The organism is Microbacterium zouquanmingi, from assembly GCF_052266675.1.
Taxonomy (GTDB): Bacteria; Actinomycetota; Actinomycetes; order Actinomycetales; family Microbacteriaceae; genus Microbacterium.
The window spans coordinates 571,102-593,313 of record NZ_JBQPRA010000001.1 but is presented as its reverse complement, the minus strand read 5'-3'; the positions used below and the strand labels follow the sequence as shown (position 1 = coordinate 593,313).

Genomic DNA, 22,212 nt, shown 5'->3' with positions numbered 1-22,212 from the left:
GCAGGGCGGCGACGATGTACGCGGCGCCCGCGACGGATGCGGCAATTTCGAGCGCGCTCACTTGCCGGCTCCCTTCGAGAACATCTTCAGCATTCGCCTCGTGACCGCGAACCCTCCGAAGATGTTGATGGATGCGACGAGCACAGCGATCGCAGACAGGATCTGCACCACGATGTTCGGGGTCGCGATCTGCACGATCGCGCCGACGATGATGATGCCCGAGATCGCGTTGGTGACGCTCATGAGCGGGGTGTGCAGCGCGTGCGACACCTTGCCGATGACGTAGAAGCCGATCACGACCGAGAGCATCAGCACGGTGAAGTGCTGTGGCAGCGGCGCGGGGGCGACAGCATTGACGAGGAAGAGCACGGCGATGCCGACGGCGATCAGCCCGGCCTTCGCGCCAGCCGAGAGGCCCTTCTTCTTCTCGGGGGCTGCGGGTGCGGCATCCGGTGCTTTCGCGACCGGCGCCGCCGATACCTGCACCGGAGGCGGCGGCCAGGTCTCTTCGCCGTCGCGCACGACCGTCACCGCCCGCTGCACGACGTCGTCGAAGTCAATGACGAGCTGGCCGTCCTTACCAGGGGTCAGCAGCTTCAGCAGATTCACGAGGTTCGTGCCGTAAAGCTGCGATGCCTGGGTGGGCAGGCGCCCTGCGAGGTCGGTGTATCCGAGAATGATCACGCCATTCTCAGTCACGACTCGCTCGCCGGCGACCGATCCTTCGACGTTGCCGCCGAGAGCCGCTGCCATATCGACGATCACGCTGCCCGGCTTCATGCTCGCCACATCTGCCGCGGTGATCAGAATCGGAGCTGCGCGGCCGGGGATGAGCGCGGTGGTGATGATGATGTCGACGTCGGCTGCCTGCTCAGAGTAGAGCTCGGCGGCCCGCCTGTTGTAGGCCTCGCTCGTCGCCTTGGCATAGCCGTCGGACGAGACCTCCTTCTGCTCCTCGGGCACGATCACCTCGAGATAGGTGCCGCCGATTGACTTCACCTGGTCGGCGACCTCAGGGCGAGGGTCGGTCGCGCGCACGATGGCGCCGAGGCTGGATGCTGCGCCGATGGCCGCGAGGCCCGCGACACCGGCACCGGCGACGAGCACCTTCGCAGGCGGCACCTTTCCGGCGGCGGTGACCTGACCGGTGAAGAAGCGCCCGAACTCGTTGGCTGCTTCGACGACCGCGCGGTAACCGGAGATGTTCGACATGGAGCTGAGCACGTCCATCGACTGCGCACGCGAGATGCGCGGCACGGCATCGAGCGCGAGCGCCGTGATGCCGCGCGTGGCGAGCGCCTGTCGCAGCTCGGGACGCAGATTCGGGCTGAGCTGCGCGATCAGCGTCGCACCATCCGCGATGCGAGCGATCTCCGCATCCGTCGGTGCGTTCACCTTCAGCAGGATCGGCGACGTCCACGCCTCATCGGCGCTGACGATCTCGGCGCCGGATGCCGCGTACGCGGCGTCGGGATAAGCGGATGCTGCGCCAGCACCCGCCTCGACCACGACGTCGTAGCCGATCTTGCGCAGAGCGCCGACCGTCTGGGGCGTCGCGGCGACCCGCGTCTCACCGACCTGTTCTCGCACGATGCCGATTCGCATCATTCACCGCTCCTGTCTCCGTCAGCATGGACCCGATGGCCCCGCACGACACACATAAGACGAGACTCTATCGACGGCGATTCAAAGCAAAGGAGATGTTTCGCCAAATCCCCCCGAAAGAAATGAGCTTCTTACCCTTGAGTGAAGTTGCCTCGCAGCGTTCGAGCGCGGGGATCAGGAAGCGGTCAGCACCAGCCCTGACCCGTCGGCCGCAACATCCACCCTGACGGTGTCTCCGTCGCGCACGCCGCCCGAGAGCAGCGCGGTGGCGAGCTTGTTCTGCACCTCGGTGGTGATGAGCCTGCGCAGCGGACGCGCACCGTACACGGGGTCGTATCCGCGCTCGGCCAGCCACGACCTGGCGTCGGGCGTGACCGCGAGCGTGAGCCGGCGGTCCCGCAGCCGCCGCTGCAGCTGGTCGACGGTGAGCTCGACGATCTGTGCGAGGTCGTCTTCGCTCAGAGCCTGGAACATCACGATGTCATCCAGACGGTTCAGAAACTCGGGCCGGAACGACTGGCGCACCAGCGCCATCACGGCGTCCCGCTTGTCTGCCATCGACATCACCGGATCGATCAGGATCGGCGAGCCGATGTTCGAGGTGAGGATGAGGATGACGTTGGAGAAGTCGACAGTGCGACCCTGCCCGTCGGTGAGCCGTCCGTCGTCGAGCACCTGCAGCAGCACATCGAAGACCTCGGGGTGCGCCTTCTCGACCTCATCGAGCAGCACGACGCTGTACGGGCGACGCCGCACGGCCTCGGTCAGCTGACCCCCCTGCTCGTAGCCGATGTACCCCGGAGGGGCACCGACGAGCCGCGACACAGAGTGCTTCTCGCCGTACTCCGACATGTCGATGCGCACCATGGCGTGCTCGTCATCGAAGAGGAACTCTGCGAGAGCCTTCGCCAGCTCGGTCTTTCCGACACCCGTGGGGCCGAGGAACAGGAACGATCCGGTCGGGCGACCGGGGTCGCTGATGCCCGCGCGCGAGCGCCGGACGGCGTCGGACACGGCAGCGACGGCCTCTTTCTGCCCGATCAGACGCTTGCCGAGCTCGCTCTCGAGGTGCAGCAGCTTCTCGCTCTCACCCTGCAGCAGCCGGCCGACGGGGATGCCGGTCCACGCGGCGATGACCGCGGCGATGTCTTCATCGGTGACCTGCTCATTGACCATCCGATCCTCGCCCGCTGACGCGGCCTCGGCCTGCTCAGCCTCGGCGATCTCGCGCTCCAGGCGCTTGATCGTCTCGTACTCGAGCTTGGACGCCTTCGTGTAGTCGGCGTTGCGCATCGCGAGGTCACGCTGCGTGATCGCGTCATCGAGCTGCTTCTTGAGCTCGCCAACGCGATTCAGTCCCTGGCGCTCACGATCCCAGCGCTCTTCGAGCCCCGCGAGTTCGCGCTCCAGCTCGACCAGCTGCTCGCGCAGTGCGGCCAGGCGTTCCTTCGAGGCGGCATCCTTCTCGCGCTTGAGCGCGAGCTCTTCGAGCTTCATCCGGTCGACCTGGCGCTTCAGCTGATCGATCTCGACCGGAGACGAGTCGATCTCCATCTTCAGCCGCGACATGGCTTCGTCCATAAGGTCGATCGCCTTGTCGGGCAGCTGGCGGCTCGGCAGATACCGATTCGACAGAGCGGCCGCGGCGACGAGCGCGCTGTCGGCGATCGTCACTCCGTGGTGTGCCTCATAACGACCCTTGAGGCCACGCAGGATCGCGATGCTGTCTTCGACAGTGGGCTCGCCGACGTACACCTGCTGGAAGCGGCGCTCGAGAGCTGCATCCTTCTCGATGAACTCGCGATACTCGTTCAGCGTGGTCGCGCCGATCAGCCGCAGCTCACCGCGGGCGAGCATGGGCTTGAGCATGTTGGATGCCGCAACAGATCCCTCGCCACCGCCCGCCCCCATGAGCGTGTGCAGCTCGTCGATGAACGTGATGATCTGCCCGTCGGACTCGGTGATCTCTTTGAGGACCTGCTTCAGGCGCTCTTCGAACTGGCCGCGGTACATGGCGCCGGCGACCAGAGCAGAGATGTCGAGAGTGATGAGGTCTTTGCCCTTGAGGGATTCGGCGACATCCCCCGCGACGATGCGCTGCGCCAGCCCTTCGACGACAGCGGTCTTGCCGACACCCGGTTCACCGATGAGCACGGGGTTGTTCTTCGTGCGGCGGGTGAGCACCTGGCTCACGCGACGGATTTCGCTGTCGCGACCGATCACGGGATCGAGCTTGCCCTGGCGGGCGCGGTCAGTCAGGTTGATGCCGAACTGCTCGAGTGCGGACTGCTGTTCATCTTGGGCGGGCGTGGTCATCTGTTTCCTCCTGGAGGACTCCTCGCAAAGTTGAGTGTTCTTGACTCAACTTTAGCAAAGCCACTGCCTGGGAGCAAGAGGCCGCGTATCCGAATCTTGGCTATGGTGTGGCCAAGAGAGATGGTGTGGCCAAGAGAGAAGGGGCATCGTGTCGATTCAACAGTCGCGGAGGCGACGCAAAGCTCTGCAGATCCTCGGCCTGGTCGCGATCGCGCTGCTGTTCGTCGTCGCCCTGTGGATCGACCTGACCACGCAGGTGTGGCAGCAGGCGGTCATCCTCGCCGGCATCGCGGCGGGGCTTCTCACCTTCCTGCTCACCGCCTTGTTCTTCGAGCAGTGGATGGCGCGCTCCGCGCACAAGCGCTGGTTCCCCGTCACACACCTCGCCCTCACTGATCTGCTGCATGCACTCAGCGACGAGGAGCGCAGCGAGTTCAGCCGCGGGCAGATCGCGGCTCGGTCCATCAAGAACGCCGGAGATCACGACTCCGCGCTCGTCGCGATCCACCACGAGCGCCGCGCCATCACTCACGCCCTTGCCCGCTGGGCGGGCTTTCTCGCCGCCAGCGCCGACGTGCAGGAGCTCATGGACCACATCGCCGAACTCGCCCTTCTGCTCGACGAGGCGCGAGATGCCGTGCTCGACGCCGAGAGCGCCCCGACCAGCGCCCCCGCTCAAGACGCGATGCGCGCCGCGATCGCGTCCGCGGATGCGTCGATCCAGGCCGCGGTGGATTCGATCCAGGCGACGCTCGGCGCGTTCACCGCACAACGCGCGGCCGCTCTTCAGCCCTGATCGGCGACCACGGCATCCCAGATCGCACCGGCGACCTCGCGCTTCGAACCCTCCACGGATGCCACCACCGCCCCGCCTGCTCCGAGAACCTCGACCGCATTGTCGGACTTCTCGAATCCGTGCTCTGCGTCAGCGAGGTTGACGACGAGCAGGTCGACGCCCTTGCGTTCGCGCTTGCGCACGGCACGCGCGCGGCGCTCGTCAGCATCCGTCAACGTCTCGGCGGCGAAGGCGACGATCTTCTGCCCCTCCCGGCGAGAGGTCGCAAGCCCCGCGATGATGTCCTCGTTCAGGACCAGGTCGATCCGGTCGAGGACGCCGTCCTCCTTGGTGAGCTTCTGATCCACCGAGGCAGCCGGCCGGTAGTCGGCGACCGCAGCCGCCATCACGATGATGTCGGCTAATGCCGCGGCATCCCGCATCGCCTCGCCCAGCTCCGCGGCAGTTCCCACCGCGCGAATGTCGACGAGCGGATGCTTCGCCGCGGCCAGCACGTCGGCCGCGACGTTCGCGGCGACAAGCATCACCCGTGCACCGCGAGCGGCTGCTTCCGCGGCGAGCGCTGCACCCTGCCGACCGCTGGAGCGATTGCCGAGGAAGCGCACCGGGTCGATCGGTTCACGGGTGCCGCCGGCGGAGATCACGACCGTGCGGCCGACGAGATCCTGCGGGGCGAGCAGCCCGAGGGCGGCGGCGTGAATCTCTTCGGGTTCCTGCATGCGACCCGGCCCTGAGTCCCCTCCGGTGAGTTCGCCTTCTGCGGGTCCGAGGATGTGCACGCCGCGCGCACGGAGGGTCGCGATGTTGGCTTGCGTGGCCGGATGCCGCCACATCTCGGTGTGCATCGCCGGCGCGATCGCGACCGGAGCCATGGTGGCCAGAAGGGTGGTTCCGAGCAGGTCATCGGCAAGGCCCGCGGTCATCTTCGCGATGGTGTTCGCCGTGGCCGGGGCGATGACCACGAGATCGGCGGCTTGGCCGAGCGCGACGTGACGCACACGGGCGACATCGTCGTGCACGCTGGTGGTGACCGTATTGCGGCTGACCGCCTCCCAGGTCGGAGTGCCGACGAACCGCAACGCGTCTGCGGTGGGGATGACCGTGACGTCGTGCCCGCCCTTGATGAGCAGCCGCACGAGCTGCACCGTCTTGTACGCGGCGATGCCGCCCGTGACTCCCACAACGATGTTCATGCCTTGATTCTGCCTCAGCGTCCGGCAGCTAAGCTGGCCGCGTGTGCACCGTCGTCATCGATGTCGCAGAACCTGGTGGTTCGAGACTCCTCGCTGTCCGAGATGAGGACCCAGAGCGCGCGTGGGACTCGCTGGGTCCGTGGTGGCCGCAGCAGTACCCCGCAGTGTCCGGCATCCGTGATCGCCGCGCGGGCGGCGCCTGGCTCGCTGTCGACACCGAGGCCCACCGACTCGCGGTGCTGCTCAACCGCGCTGACGTTCTCGACCTTCCCGAAGATCAGGTGCGCACTCGCGGAACGCTCGCGCTCGAGTCCGTGGCGGGACGCTCACCCGAAGCGCCGCTCGCCATGCACGGCTTCAACCTCCTCGAGGTCACGCCAGATGCTGCGCGCGTACTGTCCTGGGACGGCGAAACCCTCACGGAGACCCCCGTGCCGCACGGCGTGCACATGATCGCGCACGACGGCCTGGACGACCCCGCCACTGCACGCATCGCACGCTGGCTGCCGGAGTTCCAGGCCCGTCCTGCTCGAACCGAGCACTGGGAGCAGTCGTGGGTGGATCTGCTTGCAGCATCCGCAGAACTCGACCCGACCGATGACGCCGCGATCATCCGCGACAACCGTCCGCACGGGTATCCGACGCAGTCTCTGCTCTACTGCGTGGCCGATGTCGGCCACCACGGCGTCACGATCGACGAGTCGAACCTGACCGCGCCGGGCCACTGGGGCTGAGCCGGACCCGAATCAGCGCTGCCAGATCCACCGGCGACGACGGCGGCGCACGAACACCGGCTCGGGTTCCGGCGGCGGCGGCACCGCCGTGCGATCACCGCTCACCCATCGCAGCCACAGCGCATCCGGGTTGCCCTCGAGGATGAGCGCCCGGGTCAGCAGCGTCAGCGGGATCGAGAGGATGGCGCCGAGAGGTCCGATCACGAACGTCCAGAAGATCACCGAGAAGAAGCTCAGCGTCAGGCTGAGGTCCACCGCATCGCTGACGAACTTCGGCTGCACGAGCACCTGCAGCACCACGTTGACGACGCTGTACACAGCGATCACACCCAGCAGCAGCGGCCAACCGCCGATCGCGAACGCGAGCACAGCCGGTGGCACCAGCCCGAGGATGAATCCGATGTTCGGGATGAAGTTCGTCACGAATGCGAGGATCGCCCAGACGACCGGAGCGGGCACGCCCATCCACCACAGCGCAAGCCCATCGATGATCGCGACGATCGCACCGAAACTCGCGTTGACGATGTAGTACCGACGGATGCCGCGGTTGAGCTGCGAGATCCGCCCGATGACGTGGCTGCGCGTCGCGCCGAAGACAGCAGGTGCGTGCCGGTAGCGTGCCGCATCAACGGCCATGAAGATGATGTACGCGAACACGAAGAACAATGCGGTGGCGACGGCCAGCACGGTCCCGCCGACGCTCTGCACCATCTTGAGCAGGCTCGCCGGTGCCAGTAGCGACGTGACCGCATCCGACGCCTCCTGACCGAAGCCGAGGTCGGTGAGCCAGGTGACGAACACATCGAGCTGACGGGTGACTCCGCCGTCCGCGGCGAGATCCATGACCAGGCGCGTGAACTGATTTCCGGCGAACCAGAGCAGCGCCCCCATCGCGAGGAGGATCACGTAGGCCAGGAGGATCACGATCGTGGATCCGAGCCATGACGGCAGACCACGCCGCATCAGCGGCATCCGAGCCGGTTCGCAGATCACGACGATGACGATCGCCAGTGCGATGGGACCGACCACCTCTCGGGCGAGGAAGAGCCCCGCGATCACGATGACGGCAGCCGCAAGCGCCATCAGCACACGCAAGCTCGAGGAGAGCATGGGTCCCGGTGACGGCGCGGGACTGTTCGCGGAGGAGGAGCTGGTCATGTGGCCAGCGTATCGGCCGCACCGTGGCGGCCGGCGAGCACCCGTTCGTAGATCTCGATCATCGCCGCGGTGCGCGACGACTGCCGGAACTCCTCGCCGACCTCGGCGAGCGGAGACGGCGCCTCACCGGTCCTGATGTCGGATGCGGCGCGCGCGAGCGTGTCGGCAAGGGCAGGCACCGAAGCATCCGGAACCGTCCACAGACCACCGCGCAGCTCATCGGCGATGTCGGGGTCGCTGACGATCGTCGGCGTCCCGAGCGCTGCCGCCTCGAACGGGGTCATGCCCTGCGTCTCGAATCCGATGGAGGTCTGCACGACGGCATCGGCGTCGGCGATCCGCGCGAGCGTTTCGGCATACGGCAGGCGCCCAGCAAAGCGGATGCCGCTGTGCCCGCGTGCGATCTTCTCGGCCGCGCGCAGTTGTCCTCCGCCGCCGATGACCTCGATGTCCGCATCCACCTGAGAGATGACGACCGCCTCGAGGAAGGGGAGCAATCTCTTCTCCGGGCTCATGCGTCCGAGCCAGACGAAGCGCGGACGCCCCGGCTCGCGCTCCTGGCGCGTGTCGAGGATCGGCGCGAGCAGGTCATCATCGATGCCGTTCCACACCACGTCCACCCGATCGAACACGCCGTTCTGCTCGAGCCTGCGGGCGAAGTGCCCTGACGGTGCGGTGACGGCGCTCGCCCCCTGCGCGAGACCGTGCAGGAACGCCCACCCGTCGCTGCCAGCAACGGGCTGCCCGATGCCACGCATGGACTGCCGCCGCCACATGTTCAGTGCGGCGAGGGCAGGGCGATGCAGCGGGGTGACGGCTGCCATTCCGACGTCGACCCGGTTGTGCATCGTGTGGACGACCGGGATGCCGTGGCGATGAGCGAAGCGGTGACCGATGAACGCGCCCCAGAAGTCGGCCTGCACATGCACGATATCCACCGGTGGCTGCGTCGCGAAGGCACGGTCGAGGAACAGGTCGGTGCGCCTGCCCGGCCACGACATCGAATACTCACGATCGAGCGTGATCGGGATCGAGGGCAGGTCGAAGGGGTTTGGCCACCCGAAGATCCTGTCGCTGTGCATCTTCGGTGCAACCACGGTCACGGTGTGCCCTGAGCGCTCCAGGTACTGCTTCTGCAGCCGCATCGACACCTGCGCGCCGCCGAGCGATGCGAGGTGCTGATCGCCGAAGAAGACGATGTGCATGCGCTGCTCCGTCACTCCGGGAGCGGCTGGTCGCGGTACAGCGCCTCGAAGGTGTCGAGGGTGCGGTTGATGTCGTGGACGGCGACGCCGTCGAGGGACGCGCGCTGCATGCGCTCGTACTCTGCGGGATCGGCCGTGAGCACATCGGTCAGGCGGGCTGCCAGCTCGGTGACGTTGCCCGGCTCGAACAGGTACCCGTTCTCGCCGTCGTGGACGAGATGCGGGAGGGCGACAGCATCCGCAGCGACGATCGGCAGGGCCGAAGCCATCGCCTCCATCGTGGCGATGGACTGCAACTCCGCGATCGAGGCGATCACGAACAGGCTCGCGCGCGAGAGGATCGCGCGCAGCTCTTCGTCGGTGGTACGCCCGTGGAAGGTGACGCGATCGGCGATGCCGAGCTCGCCTGTGAGTCGCTCGAGGCTCTTGCGCTGGTCGCCGCCGCCGACGATGTCGAAGGTCACATCCAGCGCAGGGTCGAGCTTCGTCATCGCCTCAAGGATCACCTCGACCTGCTTCTCAGCCGTCAGGCGGCCGACAAAGACGATCCGGTTCTTCTCGCGCGGTGCGATCACGGGGTCGTACTGCGTGCGATCGATGCCACAGCTGACCGGGATCACGTTCTGCACTTCGACCGTGCGCTCGAGGAAGTCTGCCGCGCGACGAGTGGGCGTGGTGATGGCGCGTGTGAGATCGAACGTGCGCTTGGCGTCATCCCACGCGAACTTCAGCACGAGGTTGTCGATGAACTTAGGCATCGTGGTGTGATCGAGGATGTTCTCGGCCATCACGTGGTTGGTGGCGATGATCGGGATGCCGCGCTGTGCGGCGATCCGCGACAGACCGCGGCCGATCACGATGTGCGACTGGATGTGCACGACATCGGGCTGCACCCGGTCGATCACCTTGCGGGCGTAGTGCTTCGAGCGCCACGGCCAGACGAATCGAATCCAGTCATGCGGCGCCCAGCGCACGGACGGCAGCCGGTGCAGGGTCATCGGCTCGCCCTCGATGACCTCGGTGGCAGGAGCCGTACGACGGTACTTGCGGTTCGGGGCGACGACGTGCACATCATGACCGCGCTGCACCAGTCCTGCGGCGAGGCGCTCAGCGAACCGTGCGGCCCCGTTGATGTCAGGGGAGAAGGTGTCGCAGCCGATGAGGATCTTCAGCGGAGCGTCAGGTGAAGTCACGAAGTGGCAGCCTTAGGGATACGCGGAGAGCCCGGTTGTGGGCGCACGCCACTTTACCCGAGCGCCCTGCACGATCTCCGCTCCCCCGCCGCTTGCGCCGCGGGTAGCGTGAAGGCATGCGCATCACCGCTTCCGCCGATCAGAGCCTATGGATCCCCGTCACCGATTCGCTCGGCTGGAAGGGGCGCCGCCACCGCAAGGCGGCACTGCGGATGCTGCTGGGCCAGGCCAACCAGATGCTCGGGCGGGGCGAGAAGGAAGGCTCTCGCATGGGCGCCTGGGCGATGAGCCAGGCCGCTCCCCTGCTGATGCGCCGGATGGACGGCCGGCTCCTCGCCTGGACCTGGAAGGCCGAGCCCGACCTCGTGGCGGCCCTTGCCACCGTGCAGGAGCTCACCCCACCGGTGCGGATCGCGCGCGCGAACCGACCGATCGAGTACGACGACACCGAGACGTTCACGAGCGCACTCGGCGCCGGCGAGAAGCTCGTGATGATCACGCCTCCGACGCCGGAGGCCGCCCCCTTCGCCAACTACACCTGGGACACCGGTACGCACCTGATCACGCTCCAGGCGCTCAGCCGCGACCGGGAACGGTTCGGCACGCTCATCCCCGCGCTCGACGACCTGGCCCGCAGCCTCCGGATTTCTGACGATCTGTCCGGCGGCGAATCGCCAGACCTACTACGCCTCGACCCTGCCTGAACCTGCCAGTGATGGGTTAGATTGACCACACGACGCCCCGGAAGGAGAACGCGATGGAGCGCACTCCCGCACCCGACACCGGGCTGATCGACACGATCGAGCTGAGGCTGTCGCAGCGTGATCTCGCCGCAGCATCCGCGGCACTCGGTCCAGTGCCCGACCATCAGATCGTGCGGGTGCTCGATCGGCTGAACCCACGACAGTGCGCGATCGTCTATCGTCTGCTTCCCAAGCAGCGCGCGCTCGAGGTCTTCGAGGCTCTCGAACCCGAGTTGCAGGGCGAGCTGGTGCGCGGACTTCAGGATGCCGAGGTCGCCACGCTCTTCGCCGAGATGGACCCGGATGACCGGGTGTGGCTGCTCGACGAGCTTCCGGCGTCTGTCGCCCCGCAGCTACTGCGAGGGCTCCCGGCCCGTGAGCGCGAACTCACCGCAGCGGTCCTCGGCTATCCGCTGGACTCGATCGGCCGCCGCATGAGCCCCGAGTACATCACCACTCACCCGCAGCTCACAGTGGCCGAGACGATGACCAGGCTCCGATCGCGCATCGATGACGCCGAAACCATCTACACACTGCCGGTGACCGACGCCGCACGGAAGGTCATCGGCGTCGTCAGCCTGCGCGACCTGCTCACCGCCGATGACGCAGACACCATCGATGCACTCATGCACGACGCCCACACGGTCGTCGCCGACGCCGATGCAGAGAGCGCAGCGCGTGAATGCACCGACCTCGGGCTGCTCGCAGTCCCCGTCGTCGACAGCGAAGACCGCCTGGTCGGCATCTTCACGATCGACGACGCGGCACGCATCCTCAAACGCGAAGAGAGCGAGGATGCCGCACGCCAGGGCGGTGTCGAACCGCTCGGCCGGCCCTACCTCTCGACCCCGGTGCGCAAGCTCGTGCGCTCGCGCATCGTGTGGCTGTTCGTCCTCGCCATCGGCGCCACGCTCACCGTTCAGGTCCTGTCGGTGTTCGAAGCGACACTGGCGCAGATGACGGTGCTGGCCCTGTTCGTACCGCTGTTGATCGGAACCGGTGGGAACACCGGAAACCAGGCAGCGACGACGGTCACCCGCGCACTCGCGCTCGGCGAAGTGCGCCCCCGCGATCTGCTCAAAGTGCTCTCGCGCGAGCTGCGGGTCGGCGTGTCGCTCGGTGTGCTGCTGGGCCTTCTCGGATTCGCGATCACCTGGGTGGTCTTCGACTGGCACATCGGACTCGTGATCGGATGCACGTTGCTTGCCATCTGCACGGTGGCGGCGACCGTCGGAGGAATCATGCCGATCATCGCGCGAATGATCAAGGTCGATCCCGCCGTGTTCTCCAACCCGTTCATCACGACCTTCGTCGATGCCACCGGGCTTGTCATCTACTTCCTCGTCGCGAAGGCGATCCTGGGGATCTGAGGGTGAAAGCACGGTTCGCATTCGGCGTGCTTCGGCTCGCCACGGCAGCGGTCTGTCTGATCGCGCTCGTGCATCGGCTGTTCTGGGGGCTCAGCTCGCAGACCATCGCCGGCCGGAACTTCTTCGCGTATCTCACGGTGGAGTCGAACTGCGCACTGGTCGTGCTGCTCGTCATCGGCGGAGTGCTCGCCTTCCGCCGCGCGGAGGATCCGCGCTGGTTCAGCATCGCCCTCTCGCTCGTGCTCACCTGGACGATCACCGCGGGTCTCGCATTCGCACTGATCGTGTGGCAGGCGGGGCTCCGCGGCATCCGTGTCGATGTGCCCTGGTCTGATCAGGTGCTGCACTTCTGGCTGCCCGCGTTCACCGCGATCGCGTGGACGCTGACTCCCGGACACCGCTCCGTGACCTGGTGGATCATCCCCTGCTCGCTCGCCTTCCCCCTCGTGTGGGGTGGGGTGACGATGTGGCGCGGGCCGATGATCGGCTGGTATCCGTATTACTTTTTGGACCTGCGCCAGGTGAGCGGATTCGGCGAGTTCGCCGTGACGAGTGCACTGGCACTGGCGATCTTCGCGCTCGTGGCCACGGTGCTGGCGGTGATCAGCCGGGTGAGTCCCTCGCGGCGGAAGAAGGTCAGTCGGTCTGCTGCACGGGCAGGAACGGCACAAGCGACCTGAGCGCCTCGAGCAGTGCCTCCTGCTCTTCGAGTTCGGCGAAGTCCGCGGCTGCGGCGCCGCCCACGACGCCGACGAGGATCGCCTCACCGGTGACCGGCAGCAGGTTGATCCAGGTCCGCACAGTCTGATCGCCGCCGACGGTGTGCCAGATCGCGGCACCCGTCTCCCAGAAGGGTTCGTCGTAGCGCAGCCAGATCGACTCGATGTGGCCCATGCCGAGCGCGTTGATCGCACCGCGGTGCGAGAACGGCAACGGTGGCGAGAACTCGATCCGCTCGGTCTGCAGGACGCCGAGCGGCACGGTGACCACGACCCGATCGAAAGAGGTGGATTCGCCGGTGCCGAGGCGCAGGCTGACACCGGAGTCGTCGTAGGCGATGCGAGTGACGGGAGATGACAGAGTGAGCTGGGCGTTCGCGAGCATCTCGGTGATGTGCGCGTCGAAATCACCGGTGATGGCTCGCCGGGCAGCGGATGGCATTGACGGAGGGAACCAGGACGAGACGGTGTCGGCATCCGCCCCCGACGTCGTCGCGAGGTAGGCCAGGAGCGCCGCGAGATCGGGGTCCTCAGGGTCGGCACCGGTCAGGGTGAGCGCTTCGGCGAGCGAGACGTCGGTCGGAAGAGCCTCTGCGACAGTGATCGCCGCATCCAGTGGTGCGTTCGTGACCGGCTCGATGTCGCCGTCCGGTGTGCGCCACACTGCGGACGCGAGATCCGTCGCCTGCGGCAGGTCCAGCTCGTCACGGCTGATGTCCTCGCCTTCGGCGAGCGCGGGCAGCAGCCATCCGCCGAGCTGAACGGGAAGCGCCCAGTCGTCATCGATCTGCGAGAGCGTGCGGCCGCCGACTCTGTCGCGCGCTTCGAACACGGTCACGGAGAGATCGGCGTCGGCAAGGCTCTCCGCGACGGTGGCTCCGGCGAGACCCGCGCCGATCACGGCGATCCGCTCTCCGCTCGTGGCTGTCGCACGCAGGCGCATCGCGGCGCTCTCGCCGGAGTGGATGGCACCGCGGATCGTGGCGGGGTTGTCGGCGTCCGTCGCCTCACCGGCGAAGAAGACGCGATCCGCGATCGGTTCTGCGAGCGTCGCGCGTGTGGACGACTGCACGCCGATTCGGGTGAAGCTGACCGCTCCGTGCGAGTAGGGGTCGGTGGCCCAGGTGCTCCGGATGCTGCCGGAAGGCGCGGGAACCTCGGTGACCGGCAGCGGTGTCAGACTGCGGGTCGGCGTGGGGGTGGGCGCAGGCTCGGGCGTGCACGACACGAGCAGCACTCCGAGGGCGCCGGCTCCGGCGCCGATCAGCAACTCACGACGCGACATCCTCACCCGCGCCAGACTACCCGCTCTGCCCGTCGGCGCGTCTCATTCGCGCGCGAGACGGCGCGAGGGCGTAGCTACGATCGAGGCATGACTGATTCCGCCCTCGTTCTGGTCGCCAACGCTGGGGAAGGTTCCATCAGCACCTTCCGTTTCGAGAACGGGCAGCTGGAGCGTCTGGCCGTCAACGAAGGACTCGACGGATGCTCGACGTTCGCCGTCGACTCAGAGCGCGACCTGGTCTATGCGGGCGTGAAGGGACCCACCGGCATCCTCACACTCGCCCTCGACCGCGAAAGCGGGCGGCTCACGCCGCAGTCGCGCCTCGACCTCCCCGATGGAGGAATGAACTACATCTCGCTCACTCGGGGCGGAACGGGGCTGCTCGGCATCTCGTACTCGGGGGGCTTCGGAATCAGCTGCGCGGTCACCGACGGCGTTGTGAGCGAGCCGGTGTCGACGATTACGTTCCCCAACCTGCACTCGGTGCTGCCGAGCGCCGACGGCCGGTTCGCCTACTTCGTGTCGCTGGGTGCCGACCTCGTCGCGCAGTACGCACTCGACGATGATCTTCGCCTCATGCCGCTGGACCCCGAGACGGTCGCCGCTCCCGAGGGAAGCGGTCCTCGACACCTCGTACTGAACGAGGCGCAGGATGCGGTGTATGTGCTCACCGAGTTCTCCGGCGAAGTCCTCCACTACAGCCGCGACGCCTCCACCGGCGCGCTCACGCTGCAGGGCACCACGACGGCGTATGACACCACGAAGAGCCTCGGCCACAGCGTGTTCGGAGCAGACCCGCTCGCGCATCACTACATCTGGGGAGCCGACCTCCACTTCGGCGCGAACGGCACACGGCTGTGGGCCACGGAGCGCACCGAGAACACGCTGGGAGCGGTGTCCGTCGCGGCCGACGGATCGGTGTCGGCGGCGGAACGGTTCACCGTCACCGAGCTGCAGCCGCGCGGCTTCGCGCTCAGCCCCGACGGCGCCCACCTCATCGCGACCGGCGAGAGGTCGACGCAGGTCTCGCTGTACGCCGTGCAGGATGACGCGCTCGAACTGCTGCAGCGCGCCGAGACTGGCAAGGGCGCGAACTGGGTCCGCTTCGTCTGAGCAGGCCTGATCGCGCGGAGGCCGCACGCTTCTCACTCCGCACGACTGCATTCCGCAGATGAGCAGCCCAGGAATTCCGATATTCGCTCTGCGCCAGCGTAACCATCATGCGCCTGCCCGCGCGGGGTAGTTTCTATGGATGATATTGACAGGTTGCTGCTGTCATCCCTGAAATGACCACCCTCATCCGAAGAGTCGGCTCGCTTCGACGTACCGAGCTTCAGAGACGACTTTCGAGGAGTTCAGCGCGTCCGTGAGCGGAACGTCAACGACGTCGGTTCCGCGCAGTGACACCATCCGCCCCCAATTGCCGCCGACCGCGAGATTGACCGCTTCCATACCAAATCGAGTGGCGAGCACCCGGTCAAATGCGGTTGGGACCCCGCCGCGCTGAATGTGTCCGAGCAGCGACGCTCGCGTTTCAATGTTCGTATGCTCCGCGATGACAGCGGCGACGCGTTCGCCGATGCCACCGAGGCGGGGCCTGCCAAACGCATCGTTGCCCTTGGTGGAGTGAGCCGTTTCATCGCCCTCCAGCACGAAACCCTCCGCGACAACGACGAGCGGGGCGCGCCCACGGTCGCGGGCGGACTCCACCCAGTCAACAATTGTCTCGGTGCTCGTACGTCGTTCGGGAATCAGGATCGCGTGGGCTCCGGCTGCCATGCCGGAGTGCAGTGCGATCCACCCGGCGTGACGGCCCATCACTTCGGCCACCATGCAGCGCCCGTGCGAGTCGCCGGTGGTGCGCAGGCGATCCATCGCTTCCGTGGCGATTGACACGGCTGTGTCGAATCCGAAGGTCATGTCGGTCGCGTTGAGATCGTTGTCTACCGTTTTGGGCACACCGATGACCCGGATGCCTGCATCGTGAAGCCGTTGGGCAACGGCGAGGGTGCCGTCACCTCCGATGGCGAGGATCGCGTCGATCTCGTGCTCACGCATCGAGTTGCGCACAGCGTCTTCGCCCCCGAATTCCCAGGGGTTGGTGCGGCTCGTCCCGAGGATTGTGCCGCCCAGTTTGCTGATGCCGCGTACGTCCTCCCTGGTGACCTCGGTGACATCGCCGAGCGCTACCCCGCGCCATCCGCCCAAGAAGCCGGCGAATGAGAGGCCGTAAGTTTCCCCGCCGTGTAAGACCGCCCCCCGGATCACCGCGTTGAGCCCCGGACAATCACCGCCACCGGTAGCGATTCCGATCCTCATGTCAGCGGCTCCGCCCATCGGGTACCACGATCACGGCGAGCTGACCCGCGGGCGCGATGGCGGTGGCTGTGCTCCCGTGCGGCAGAAAAGCAGCCGCACCTCGCGGCAGCGTGATACGACGGGACTCGTCACTGATCGTGCAATCGTCGCTCAGGCTGACGACAACACGAGGTCCCGATCCCGAGATCACGTGTCGACCGGCAGCGAGGTCATGAATCGTGAGCGCAAACTCCGCAGGCGCATCAGCGTGGGCGGAAGGATCCGACCCATGGGGGCGTTGCACCTTGGCCGGCGTCGTAAGAACGTTGGCCACCGATTCTCCAACATCGACCTTTTTGACAGTCAAGCCGAGCCGGAAGACATTGTCGGAGTTCGCCATGACCTCAAGTGCGAGCCCCGACATGTACGCGTGCGGTACGCCCGAGTCGACCATCACGGACTCACCCGGGTTCAGCCGCACCCGGCATAGCATCATGCTCACTGCGACACCGGCATCCCCCGGGTATTGCTGTGCAAGCTCAAGGACAGTCGTGATCGGCGAACCATCGGCCTCATGCGGATGCTTGCGTGCAAGCGCCACGAGCTCGTCAACGTCCTCCGGGGAAGCGGAGGCCAACCTCGTGAGCGCACGCCGCACGCCGATGTCGTCACCGGATCCGAGGTCAGCACGGGCCGCACGAGTGAGCGGGTGATCGATGAGGGCGAGTGCGTCCGCGGCCTCATCGATCGGACGCAGGCCCACGAGTCCTTCAAACGTTGTGAGCGCGAAAATCTGCTCGGGCTTGTGATGCGCGTCCACAAACTTCTTCTCGGATGCCGGATCCGCAAGCTGGGCCGCGTATCCCTCGCGCGCACGGTCGGCGTTCGGATGCACCTGCACCGACACGGCCTGGCACGGAGCGAGCAACTTCACGAGAAACGGCAGTGTGCCATCGAAGCGGCCTGCTATGTCGCCCCCGAGAACTACTGCACCGTCTGCGCGGATCAGCTCATCGAGGGTACGGCCGTCTTCCAACCGTGATGGACCAGACGGATGCGCCCCGTACCAAATTTCCGCCAACGGTTCACCGACAACGCCGAACCCGGTCACCTCTTGAATCGCGTGACGCGATCCCCAAGCATAGTCCTTCTGCGAAGGCTCAAGAAGATAAAACACGCCGCTCCCTATCCGAATCGTTCGATGTCGGCACGCAGCTGCGGCCATCCGCCCATGTACTGGCACGTAAACGCGCCGCGGCTGACTCCGCTTTGCAGCGCGCGGCCAATACTTTCCCCTCGTAGCCGTCCGGCGATGAACCCGGCCATGAACGAATCTCCGGCTCCGGTCGTGTCAGTCACCTGCACCGAAGTTGCCGGCACGCGCCAACTCGATTCTGCGCTACGAGCTTGCGCACCGCGCGAGCCGAGTGTTGCCACCGCTACGTCACTTGATGCAGCAATTCCGCGCTCAATGATGCGCTCGGCCTCTGCTTCGTCTTCGCCGGCGGATGCAAACAACACCGTGAGCCGGTGCCAATCTGGTGACACACTGCAGTCTTGGCTCAATGCCACATCAGAGATCGATTTCAGCCGCTCACCAAATTCGCGGCCTCCCGGGAGCATTCCGACATGCACCCATCGTGCGCTCGCGATCCGCTGCAGCACCTCGTCGTCGGGCACATAGTGCGCCGTGACGCCGAAGTCCTCTGATTCGAACCGCCGGTCACCCGATGTATCGCGTCGAATAGTGGTCAGCGCCGTCGACCCCGGTGACACGATCATCCCGGACACGTCGACGTTGCGCGCTTCAGCTGCGCGCCGCACGATCTCCGCATTCGCGTCAGTGCCGACCGCGCCGAAATACGCTACACGCAGTCCGAGCATCGAGAGCTGAACGGCGACATTTAGGGCGTTGCCTCCGATGAGATCACCCAACTCGGGCTCGTCAAGGAATCTGTCAATGGTGTTGTCGCCGACGACGGCGACGTCAATTGCCGGGGATGTCATGGTGCTCCTGAATTGGTGGTCTCATGAAAGTGGTCAAGGGTGGGAACCGGTCACCTGTGCGGGTTCCCACCCTCGACCGGTATCTCAGAAGTTGCCCTTTTTGTAGTAGCGCCGCGTGGTCAGCGGGTGGTCGCGGACGACCTCGAGATGCGCGCTAAGGCGCTCAAACACCGCGGCAAGAAGAATAGGCGAAATCAGGGCACGAACACGCTCAGAAATGCCCGGCAGTGCGAACTCCTTGGTGTCGATCACACGCAGCTTCGACGTCACCGTCGGAGCGAAGCGCTCGACACGTTCGGCCAACTCGCGCTGCTCATCCTCACCCTTGACGAGGATGACACTCGTGTCGGCTTCGAGCAACTCCAGCGTGCCGTGGAAGAAGTCGGAGGCGTGAACCGGGCGGGTCCAGATCCACTGCATCTCTTCAAGGATGCACATGCCGTAGTACCACGCCTCGTACCAGGCGCTACCGGCACCGGTGATGATGTGGTTTTGCTCGTCCTTGATCTCCACAGCGAAGCTCGCGGCGCGCGGTTCGAATGCACGCTTGACCTCAACGAGAAGCTTCGGCAACTGCTGAAGCTCAGCAACGACCTCGTCGTAGCCGTCGTACTCATCGCGAAGATCCATAATCGCCAGGGCGATGAGCAGAGACTGAAGGTAGAAGTTCTCGCTCGACGTATCGTCTGCGCAGAAGTTCGTGAAGTTGATGTCCGCGAGGTCGGCCAACGGCGTGCCCGCCTGAGCGGTCAGCGTCAGGACCCGTGCCCCACGGCTGCGCGCGTACTCCAGGGCGGCAATCGCTTCCTTTGTGGTGCCAGAGACGGAGGGGAAAACGACGATCGAGTCAGGACCGAGGTTGGCGTTGCCTGAGTTGACGAGCTCTGCCGCCATCTCGACGAAAGTCGGGAAGGTCGAATGCGTCTGCAGGTAACGGGCGGCGGGTTGCATGAGGAAGTTCACACCCCCCGCACCGGCGAAGAAGATGTTCTTCGCGCCCCTATCTAGTTCTTGCTTGAGCGCCTCACGGATGCTCCCCGCCAGACCGGCTGCGCCACTCTGGATCCCCACGTAACGCGCTTCATCGAAGTTCAGCATGCACTTTGCACCTTTCGCTGATAGTTGTCCGAACAGATTCATAGATGTCTGACAAGCGTAACATGCTGTCTGGCAACCGACCAGGGGAGGTCTTTGATTCGTCAGAACTGCCCCGAGCAGAGCGCTTCATTGCTATGGTCACGGTTATCGTCGGCGCCACTGTCCGACAACGTCGCTATTGAAGGAGGCATCCTGTCCGAGAAGACAGCCCGCAGTATTGCAACGGGCCGAGAGAGCATGGTTGAGCGGGTCTACGAGCAGGTGCAGGAGCTGATCTCCCGACTCGGACTCAAACCCGGCGACCGGCTCAACACCGAAGCAGAACTCGCCGAGTTATTCGGTGTGTCGCGCTCGACTGTGCGCGAGGCGTTGCGGTCGCTCGAGCAGGAAGGCGTCGTCCACGCAGTACAAGGCCAAGGCCGCTTCATCTCCGCATCAGGCTCGCTGAGAGTTGAGCGTCCGATGACGAAATACGAGAGCATCACCGAGGTCCTCGACGCGCGGGGATACCGCGTCAGTAGCGCCGTACTCGAGGTATCGACGGGCGAAGCTGATGACGAAGAAGCAGCAGCCCTTCGTATCGAGAAGGGCTCAGAGGTGATCCGTCTACTGCGCATTCGCTACGGCGACGAGGAGCCACTCGTCGTGAGTGCAAACACTCTGCCCCGCGCGGTGCTACCAGGCCCACTCGAGCACCGCGACTGGAGCGGGTCACTCACGGCAGCCCTTGCCGCCCACGGCCATCAGGTGAACGCCTCGATCGCGACGATCTCGGCAGTAGAACTGCCTGACGAATGGGAACAACGCTACAAACTCGGCGGTCTCGGCCCGTGGCTTCTGGTGACGGAAGTAGGCATGAGCCGCCAGGGCGAGCGGGTACTATATGCCGCCGACTATCACCGTGGCAGCGAGATGTCGTTCAGCGTCCTGCGACAAAGGTGACACCGGATCCACGCATCCCCAAACTTGTTTCGTCCGAATAAACTTTGTGGTCTGATGTATTGACATGTTGTCAGACATCGTTCTATGTTGCTAATCAACCCCTAACGGGCTCAATTCACCAACGACTCCAGAGCTAGTCCTCGACGGTGAGTTGAGAAGGCTCCGCGGTGCAGCGCGAGTCTTAGAACACGACGGCTACATCGTTCCTCAGTTTGATATCGCCTGAGATGCGTAGGCCATACCCGAATCACTACGAAAGGAACGAACCCTCATGAGGAAGATGCCCTGGATGAAACTCGGCGCGATCCTGACCGCGGGCGGGCTGACGACCGTCGCCCTCACCGGTTGCACGGTATCGGGATCTGACGAGGCCGACAGCTCGACCGTCCGTGTCATCGCTCAGGCCGGGGGGCCCGGCGAAGCGCTCGAAGCGGCCGCGAAAGAGTACAACGAGCTGGGCCTCGGCGCCAAGGTCAAAGTAGACCTGTTCGACTACGACGCCGTGCGCGAGCGCACCGTGCTCGGCTTTAACTCCGGAAAGGACAGCTACGACGTCATCGCGCTGGACTACGCCTGGTTACCCGAGTACGTCGAAAACGGCTACCTCGACGAGCTGAACGACCCGATCGACGCAGCCGCCGACGAGATAGACCCAGACGACTACATCGATGCCTACATGGCCTGGGCCACGATCGACGACGCTCAGTACGCGCTGCCATGGTTCGGTGCCGTGTACATGCTCTATTACCGCACAGATCTGCTCGAGCAGGCTGGCATCGAAGTTCCGGCGACCTGGGACGAGTACCTCGCTGCCGCAGAAAAGCTGCAGGAGAGTACAGGAGTCGCTGGCACCACCCTCATTGGAAAGCGTGATGACCCACTACTCTGCGAGTTCTGGAGCATCGCGTGGTCGTACGGCGCCGACATTTGGGACGGCACCGAGGCAACGCTCGACAGCCCGGAGACGATCGAAGCACTCGAACTCTGGAAAAACGTACTCGCCTCGGCGCCACAAGACGCGCTCAGCGCCGACTGGCCCGCAGCAGCTGCCGCGTTCTCCGAGGGGAAGACGGCGATGATGATCAACTTCAGCGACACCTCCGACGCGCTGCTCGCCGAAGACTCACCGAACCGCGACAACATCGGCTTCGCCGCTCTCCCGGCAGGCCCGACAGGCGAAAGCACGCCGAACCTCGGCGGTTGGGGCCTCGCGGTGTCGAGCCAGTCAGACCAGCAGGACGAAGCGTTCGCGTTCATGAGCTGGGCGACCACAGCGGAGCAGCAGAAGGCCGGCCTCGAGCTCGGTGGTTCTGCGAGCCGCACCTCCGTGCTCAGCGACCCTGAACTGCAGGAGAAGTACCCGTACTACTCGGCAGCGCTCGAGAACTACAACAACGCAGTCTACTTCCCGGTCAGCTCTTCGTGGATCGACTGGGAGGCAGCTATGGCACCCGCACTTTCGGAAGCGCTGAACAGTAGCACCGATATTTCCGCTGCAGTGGCGGAGTCGCAGAGTCGGCTTGCCGCCGAGATCACGAAGGACTAATCCG

19 protein-coding genes are annotated in these 22,212 nt (G+C 65.5%); 8 read left to right on the top strand and 11 right to left on the bottom strand.

Features of this window, described 5'->3' with window-relative positions; translation table 11 throughout:
- Positions 1-57: 57 nt before the first annotated feature.
- Both ACTU6V_RS02900 and ACTU6V_RS02895 read right to left on the bottom strand, forming a co-directional pair.
- A complete protein-coding gene (locus ACTU6V_RS02900) occupies positions 58-1,608 on the bottom strand; it encodes a Re/Si-specific NAD(P)(+) transhydrogenase subunit alpha (RefSeq protein WP_443468471.1) in 1,551 nt (516 codons plus the stop codon).
- 171 nt (positions 1,609-1,779) lie between these two features.
- Positions 1,780-3,921: an ATP-dependent Clp protease ATP-binding subunit gene (locus tag ACTU6V_RS02895; RefSeq protein WP_443474891.1), complete on the bottom strand. Its 2,142-nt coding sequence runs from the start codon at positions 3,919-3,921 to the stop codon at positions 1,780-1,782.
- A 148-nt stretch (positions 3,922-4,069) separates the two neighbouring features.
- Between ACTU6V_RS02895 and ACTU6V_RS02890 the strand changes: the two genes are divergently transcribed.
- Positions 4,070-4,717, top strand: coding sequence for a hypothetical protein (locus tag ACTU6V_RS02890; protein ID WP_443468469.1), 648 nt, complete (start codon positions 4,070-4,072; stop codon positions 4,715-4,717).
- Here the strand turns inward: ACTU6V_RS02890 and coaBC are convergent.
- Entirely contained in the window at positions 4,708-5,928 is a 1,221-nt protein-coding gene (gene coaBC, locus ACTU6V_RS02885) for a bifunctional phosphopantothenoylcysteine decarboxylase/phosphopantothenate--cysteine ligase CoaBC (RefSeq protein WP_511198793.1), read from the bottom strand. The genes ACTU6V_RS02890 and coaBC overlap by 10 nt on opposite strands.
- Positions 5,929-5,951: 23 nt before the next feature.
- Between coaBC and ACTU6V_RS02880 the strand changes: the two genes are divergently transcribed.
- Positions 5,952-6,644, top strand: coding sequence for an NRDE family protein (locus tag ACTU6V_RS02880; RefSeq protein WP_443468467.1), 693 nt, complete (start codon positions 5,952-5,954; stop codon positions 6,642-6,644).
- 12 nt (positions 6,645-6,656) lie between these two features.
- On the opposite strand, the gene ACTU6V_RS02875 is transcribed toward ACTU6V_RS02880, so the two are convergent.
- Genes ACTU6V_RS02875 through ACTU6V_RS02865 form a run of 3 tightly spaced genes read right to left on the bottom strand, consistent with a single transcriptional unit; the run spans position 6,657 to position 10,200 of the window.
- Positions 6,657-7,802 (bottom strand): AI-2E family transporter, encoded by a 1,146-nt coding sequence (locus tag ACTU6V_RS02875; RefSeq protein ID WP_443474889.1) that lies wholly within the window; start codon positions 7,800-7,802, stop codon positions 6,657-6,659.
- Entirely contained in the window at positions 7,799-9,007 is a 1,209-nt protein-coding gene (locus ACTU6V_RS02870; RefSeq protein WP_443474888.1) for a glycosyltransferase family 4 protein, read from the bottom strand. Before ACTU6V_RS02870 ends, ACTU6V_RS02875 begins: the two co-directional genes overlap by 4 nt.
- An 11-nt stretch (positions 9,008-9,018) precedes the next feature.
- Positions 9,019-10,200 (bottom strand): glycosyltransferase, encoded by a 1,182-nt coding sequence (locus tag ACTU6V_RS02865; protein WP_443474887.1) that lies wholly within the window; start codon positions 10,198-10,200, stop codon positions 9,019-9,021.
- 116 nt (positions 10,201-10,316) lie between these two features.
- Here ACTU6V_RS02865 and ACTU6V_RS02860 point away from each other — a divergent pair, with 116 nt between their 5' ends.
- Genes ACTU6V_RS02860 through ACTU6V_RS02850 form a run of 3 tightly spaced genes read left to right on the top strand, consistent with a single transcriptional unit; the run spans position 10,317 to position 12,993 of the window.
- On the top strand, positions 10,317-10,904 hold the full coding sequence (locus ACTU6V_RS02860) for a hypothetical protein (protein ID WP_443468463.1): 588 nt from the start codon (positions 10,317-10,319) through the stop codon (positions 10,902-10,904).
- Positions 10,905-10,957: 53 nt separating this feature from the next.
- Positions 10,958-12,313: a magnesium transporter gene (gene mgtE, locus ACTU6V_RS02855; protein WP_443468462.1), complete on the top strand. Its 1,356-nt coding sequence runs from the start codon at positions 10,958-10,960 to the stop codon at positions 12,311-12,313.
- A 2-nt stretch (positions 12,314-12,315) separates the two neighbouring features.
- Positions 12,316-12,993 carry a Pr6Pr family membrane protein gene (locus ACTU6V_RS02850; protein WP_443468461.1) on the top strand — a complete coding sequence of 226 codons (678 nt, stop codon included), beginning with the start codon at positions 12,316-12,318 and terminating at the stop codon, positions 12,991-12,993.
- On the opposite strand, the gene ACTU6V_RS02845 is transcribed toward ACTU6V_RS02850, so the two are convergent.
- Complete coding sequence (locus ACTU6V_RS02845) at positions 12,950-14,317, bottom strand: flavin monoamine oxidase family protein (RefSeq protein ID WP_443474997.1); 1,368 nt, start codon at positions 14,315-14,317, stop codon at positions 12,950-12,952. The two genes, ACTU6V_RS02850 and ACTU6V_RS02845, sit on opposite strands and share 44 nt — an antisense overlap.
- An 87-nt stretch (positions 14,318-14,404) precedes the next feature.
- On the opposite strand from ACTU6V_RS02845, the gene ACTU6V_RS02840 reads away from it, so the two are divergent.
- Entirely contained in the window at positions 14,405-15,430 is a 1,026-nt protein-coding gene (locus ACTU6V_RS02840) for a lactonase family protein (RefSeq protein WP_443474886.1), read from the top strand.
- 183 nt (positions 15,431-15,613) lie between these two features.
- Here ACTU6V_RS02840 and ACTU6V_RS02835 read toward each other — a convergent pair whose 3' ends face one another.
- From ACTU6V_RS02835 to ACTU6V_RS02820, 4 genes are all read right to left on the bottom strand, one after another.
- Positions 15,614-16,636 carry an ATP-dependent 6-phosphofructokinase gene (locus ACTU6V_RS02835; protein ID WP_443474885.1) on the bottom strand — a complete coding sequence of 341 codons (1,023 nt, stop codon included), beginning with the start codon at positions 16,634-16,636 and terminating at the stop codon, positions 15,614-15,616.
- A gap of 1 nt (position 16,637) precedes the next feature.
- Positions 16,638-17,792 (bottom strand): mannose-6-phosphate isomerase, class I, encoded by a 1,155-nt coding sequence (gene manA / locus ACTU6V_RS02830; RefSeq protein WP_443474884.1) that lies wholly within the window; start codon positions 17,790-17,792, stop codon positions 16,638-16,640.
- An 8-nt stretch (positions 17,793-17,800) separates the two neighbouring features.
- On the bottom strand, positions 17,801-18,622 hold the full coding sequence (locus ACTU6V_RS02825; RefSeq protein WP_443474883.1) for a PfkB family carbohydrate kinase: 822 nt from the start codon (positions 18,620-18,622) through the stop codon (positions 17,801-17,803).
- A gap of 84 nt (positions 18,623-18,706) precedes the next feature.
- A complete protein-coding gene (locus ACTU6V_RS02820) occupies positions 18,707-19,720 on the bottom strand; it encodes an SIS domain-containing protein (protein WP_443474882.1) in 1,014 nt (337 codons plus the stop codon).
- 237 nt (positions 19,721-19,957) lie between these two features.
- Here ACTU6V_RS02820 and ACTU6V_RS02815 point away from each other — a divergent pair, with 237 nt between their 5' ends.
- Positions 19,958-20,662: a GntR family transcriptional regulator gene (locus tag ACTU6V_RS02815; RefSeq protein WP_443474881.1), complete on the top strand. Its 705-nt coding sequence runs from the start codon at positions 19,958-19,960 to the stop codon at positions 20,660-20,662.
- A 271-nt stretch (positions 20,663-20,933) separates the two neighbouring features.
- Complete coding sequence (locus ACTU6V_RS02810) at positions 20,934-22,208, top strand: extracellular solute-binding protein (RefSeq protein ID WP_443474880.1); 1,275 nt, start codon at positions 20,934-20,936, stop codon at positions 22,206-22,208.
- The last annotated feature ends 4 nt before the right edge of the window (positions 22,209-22,212 follow it).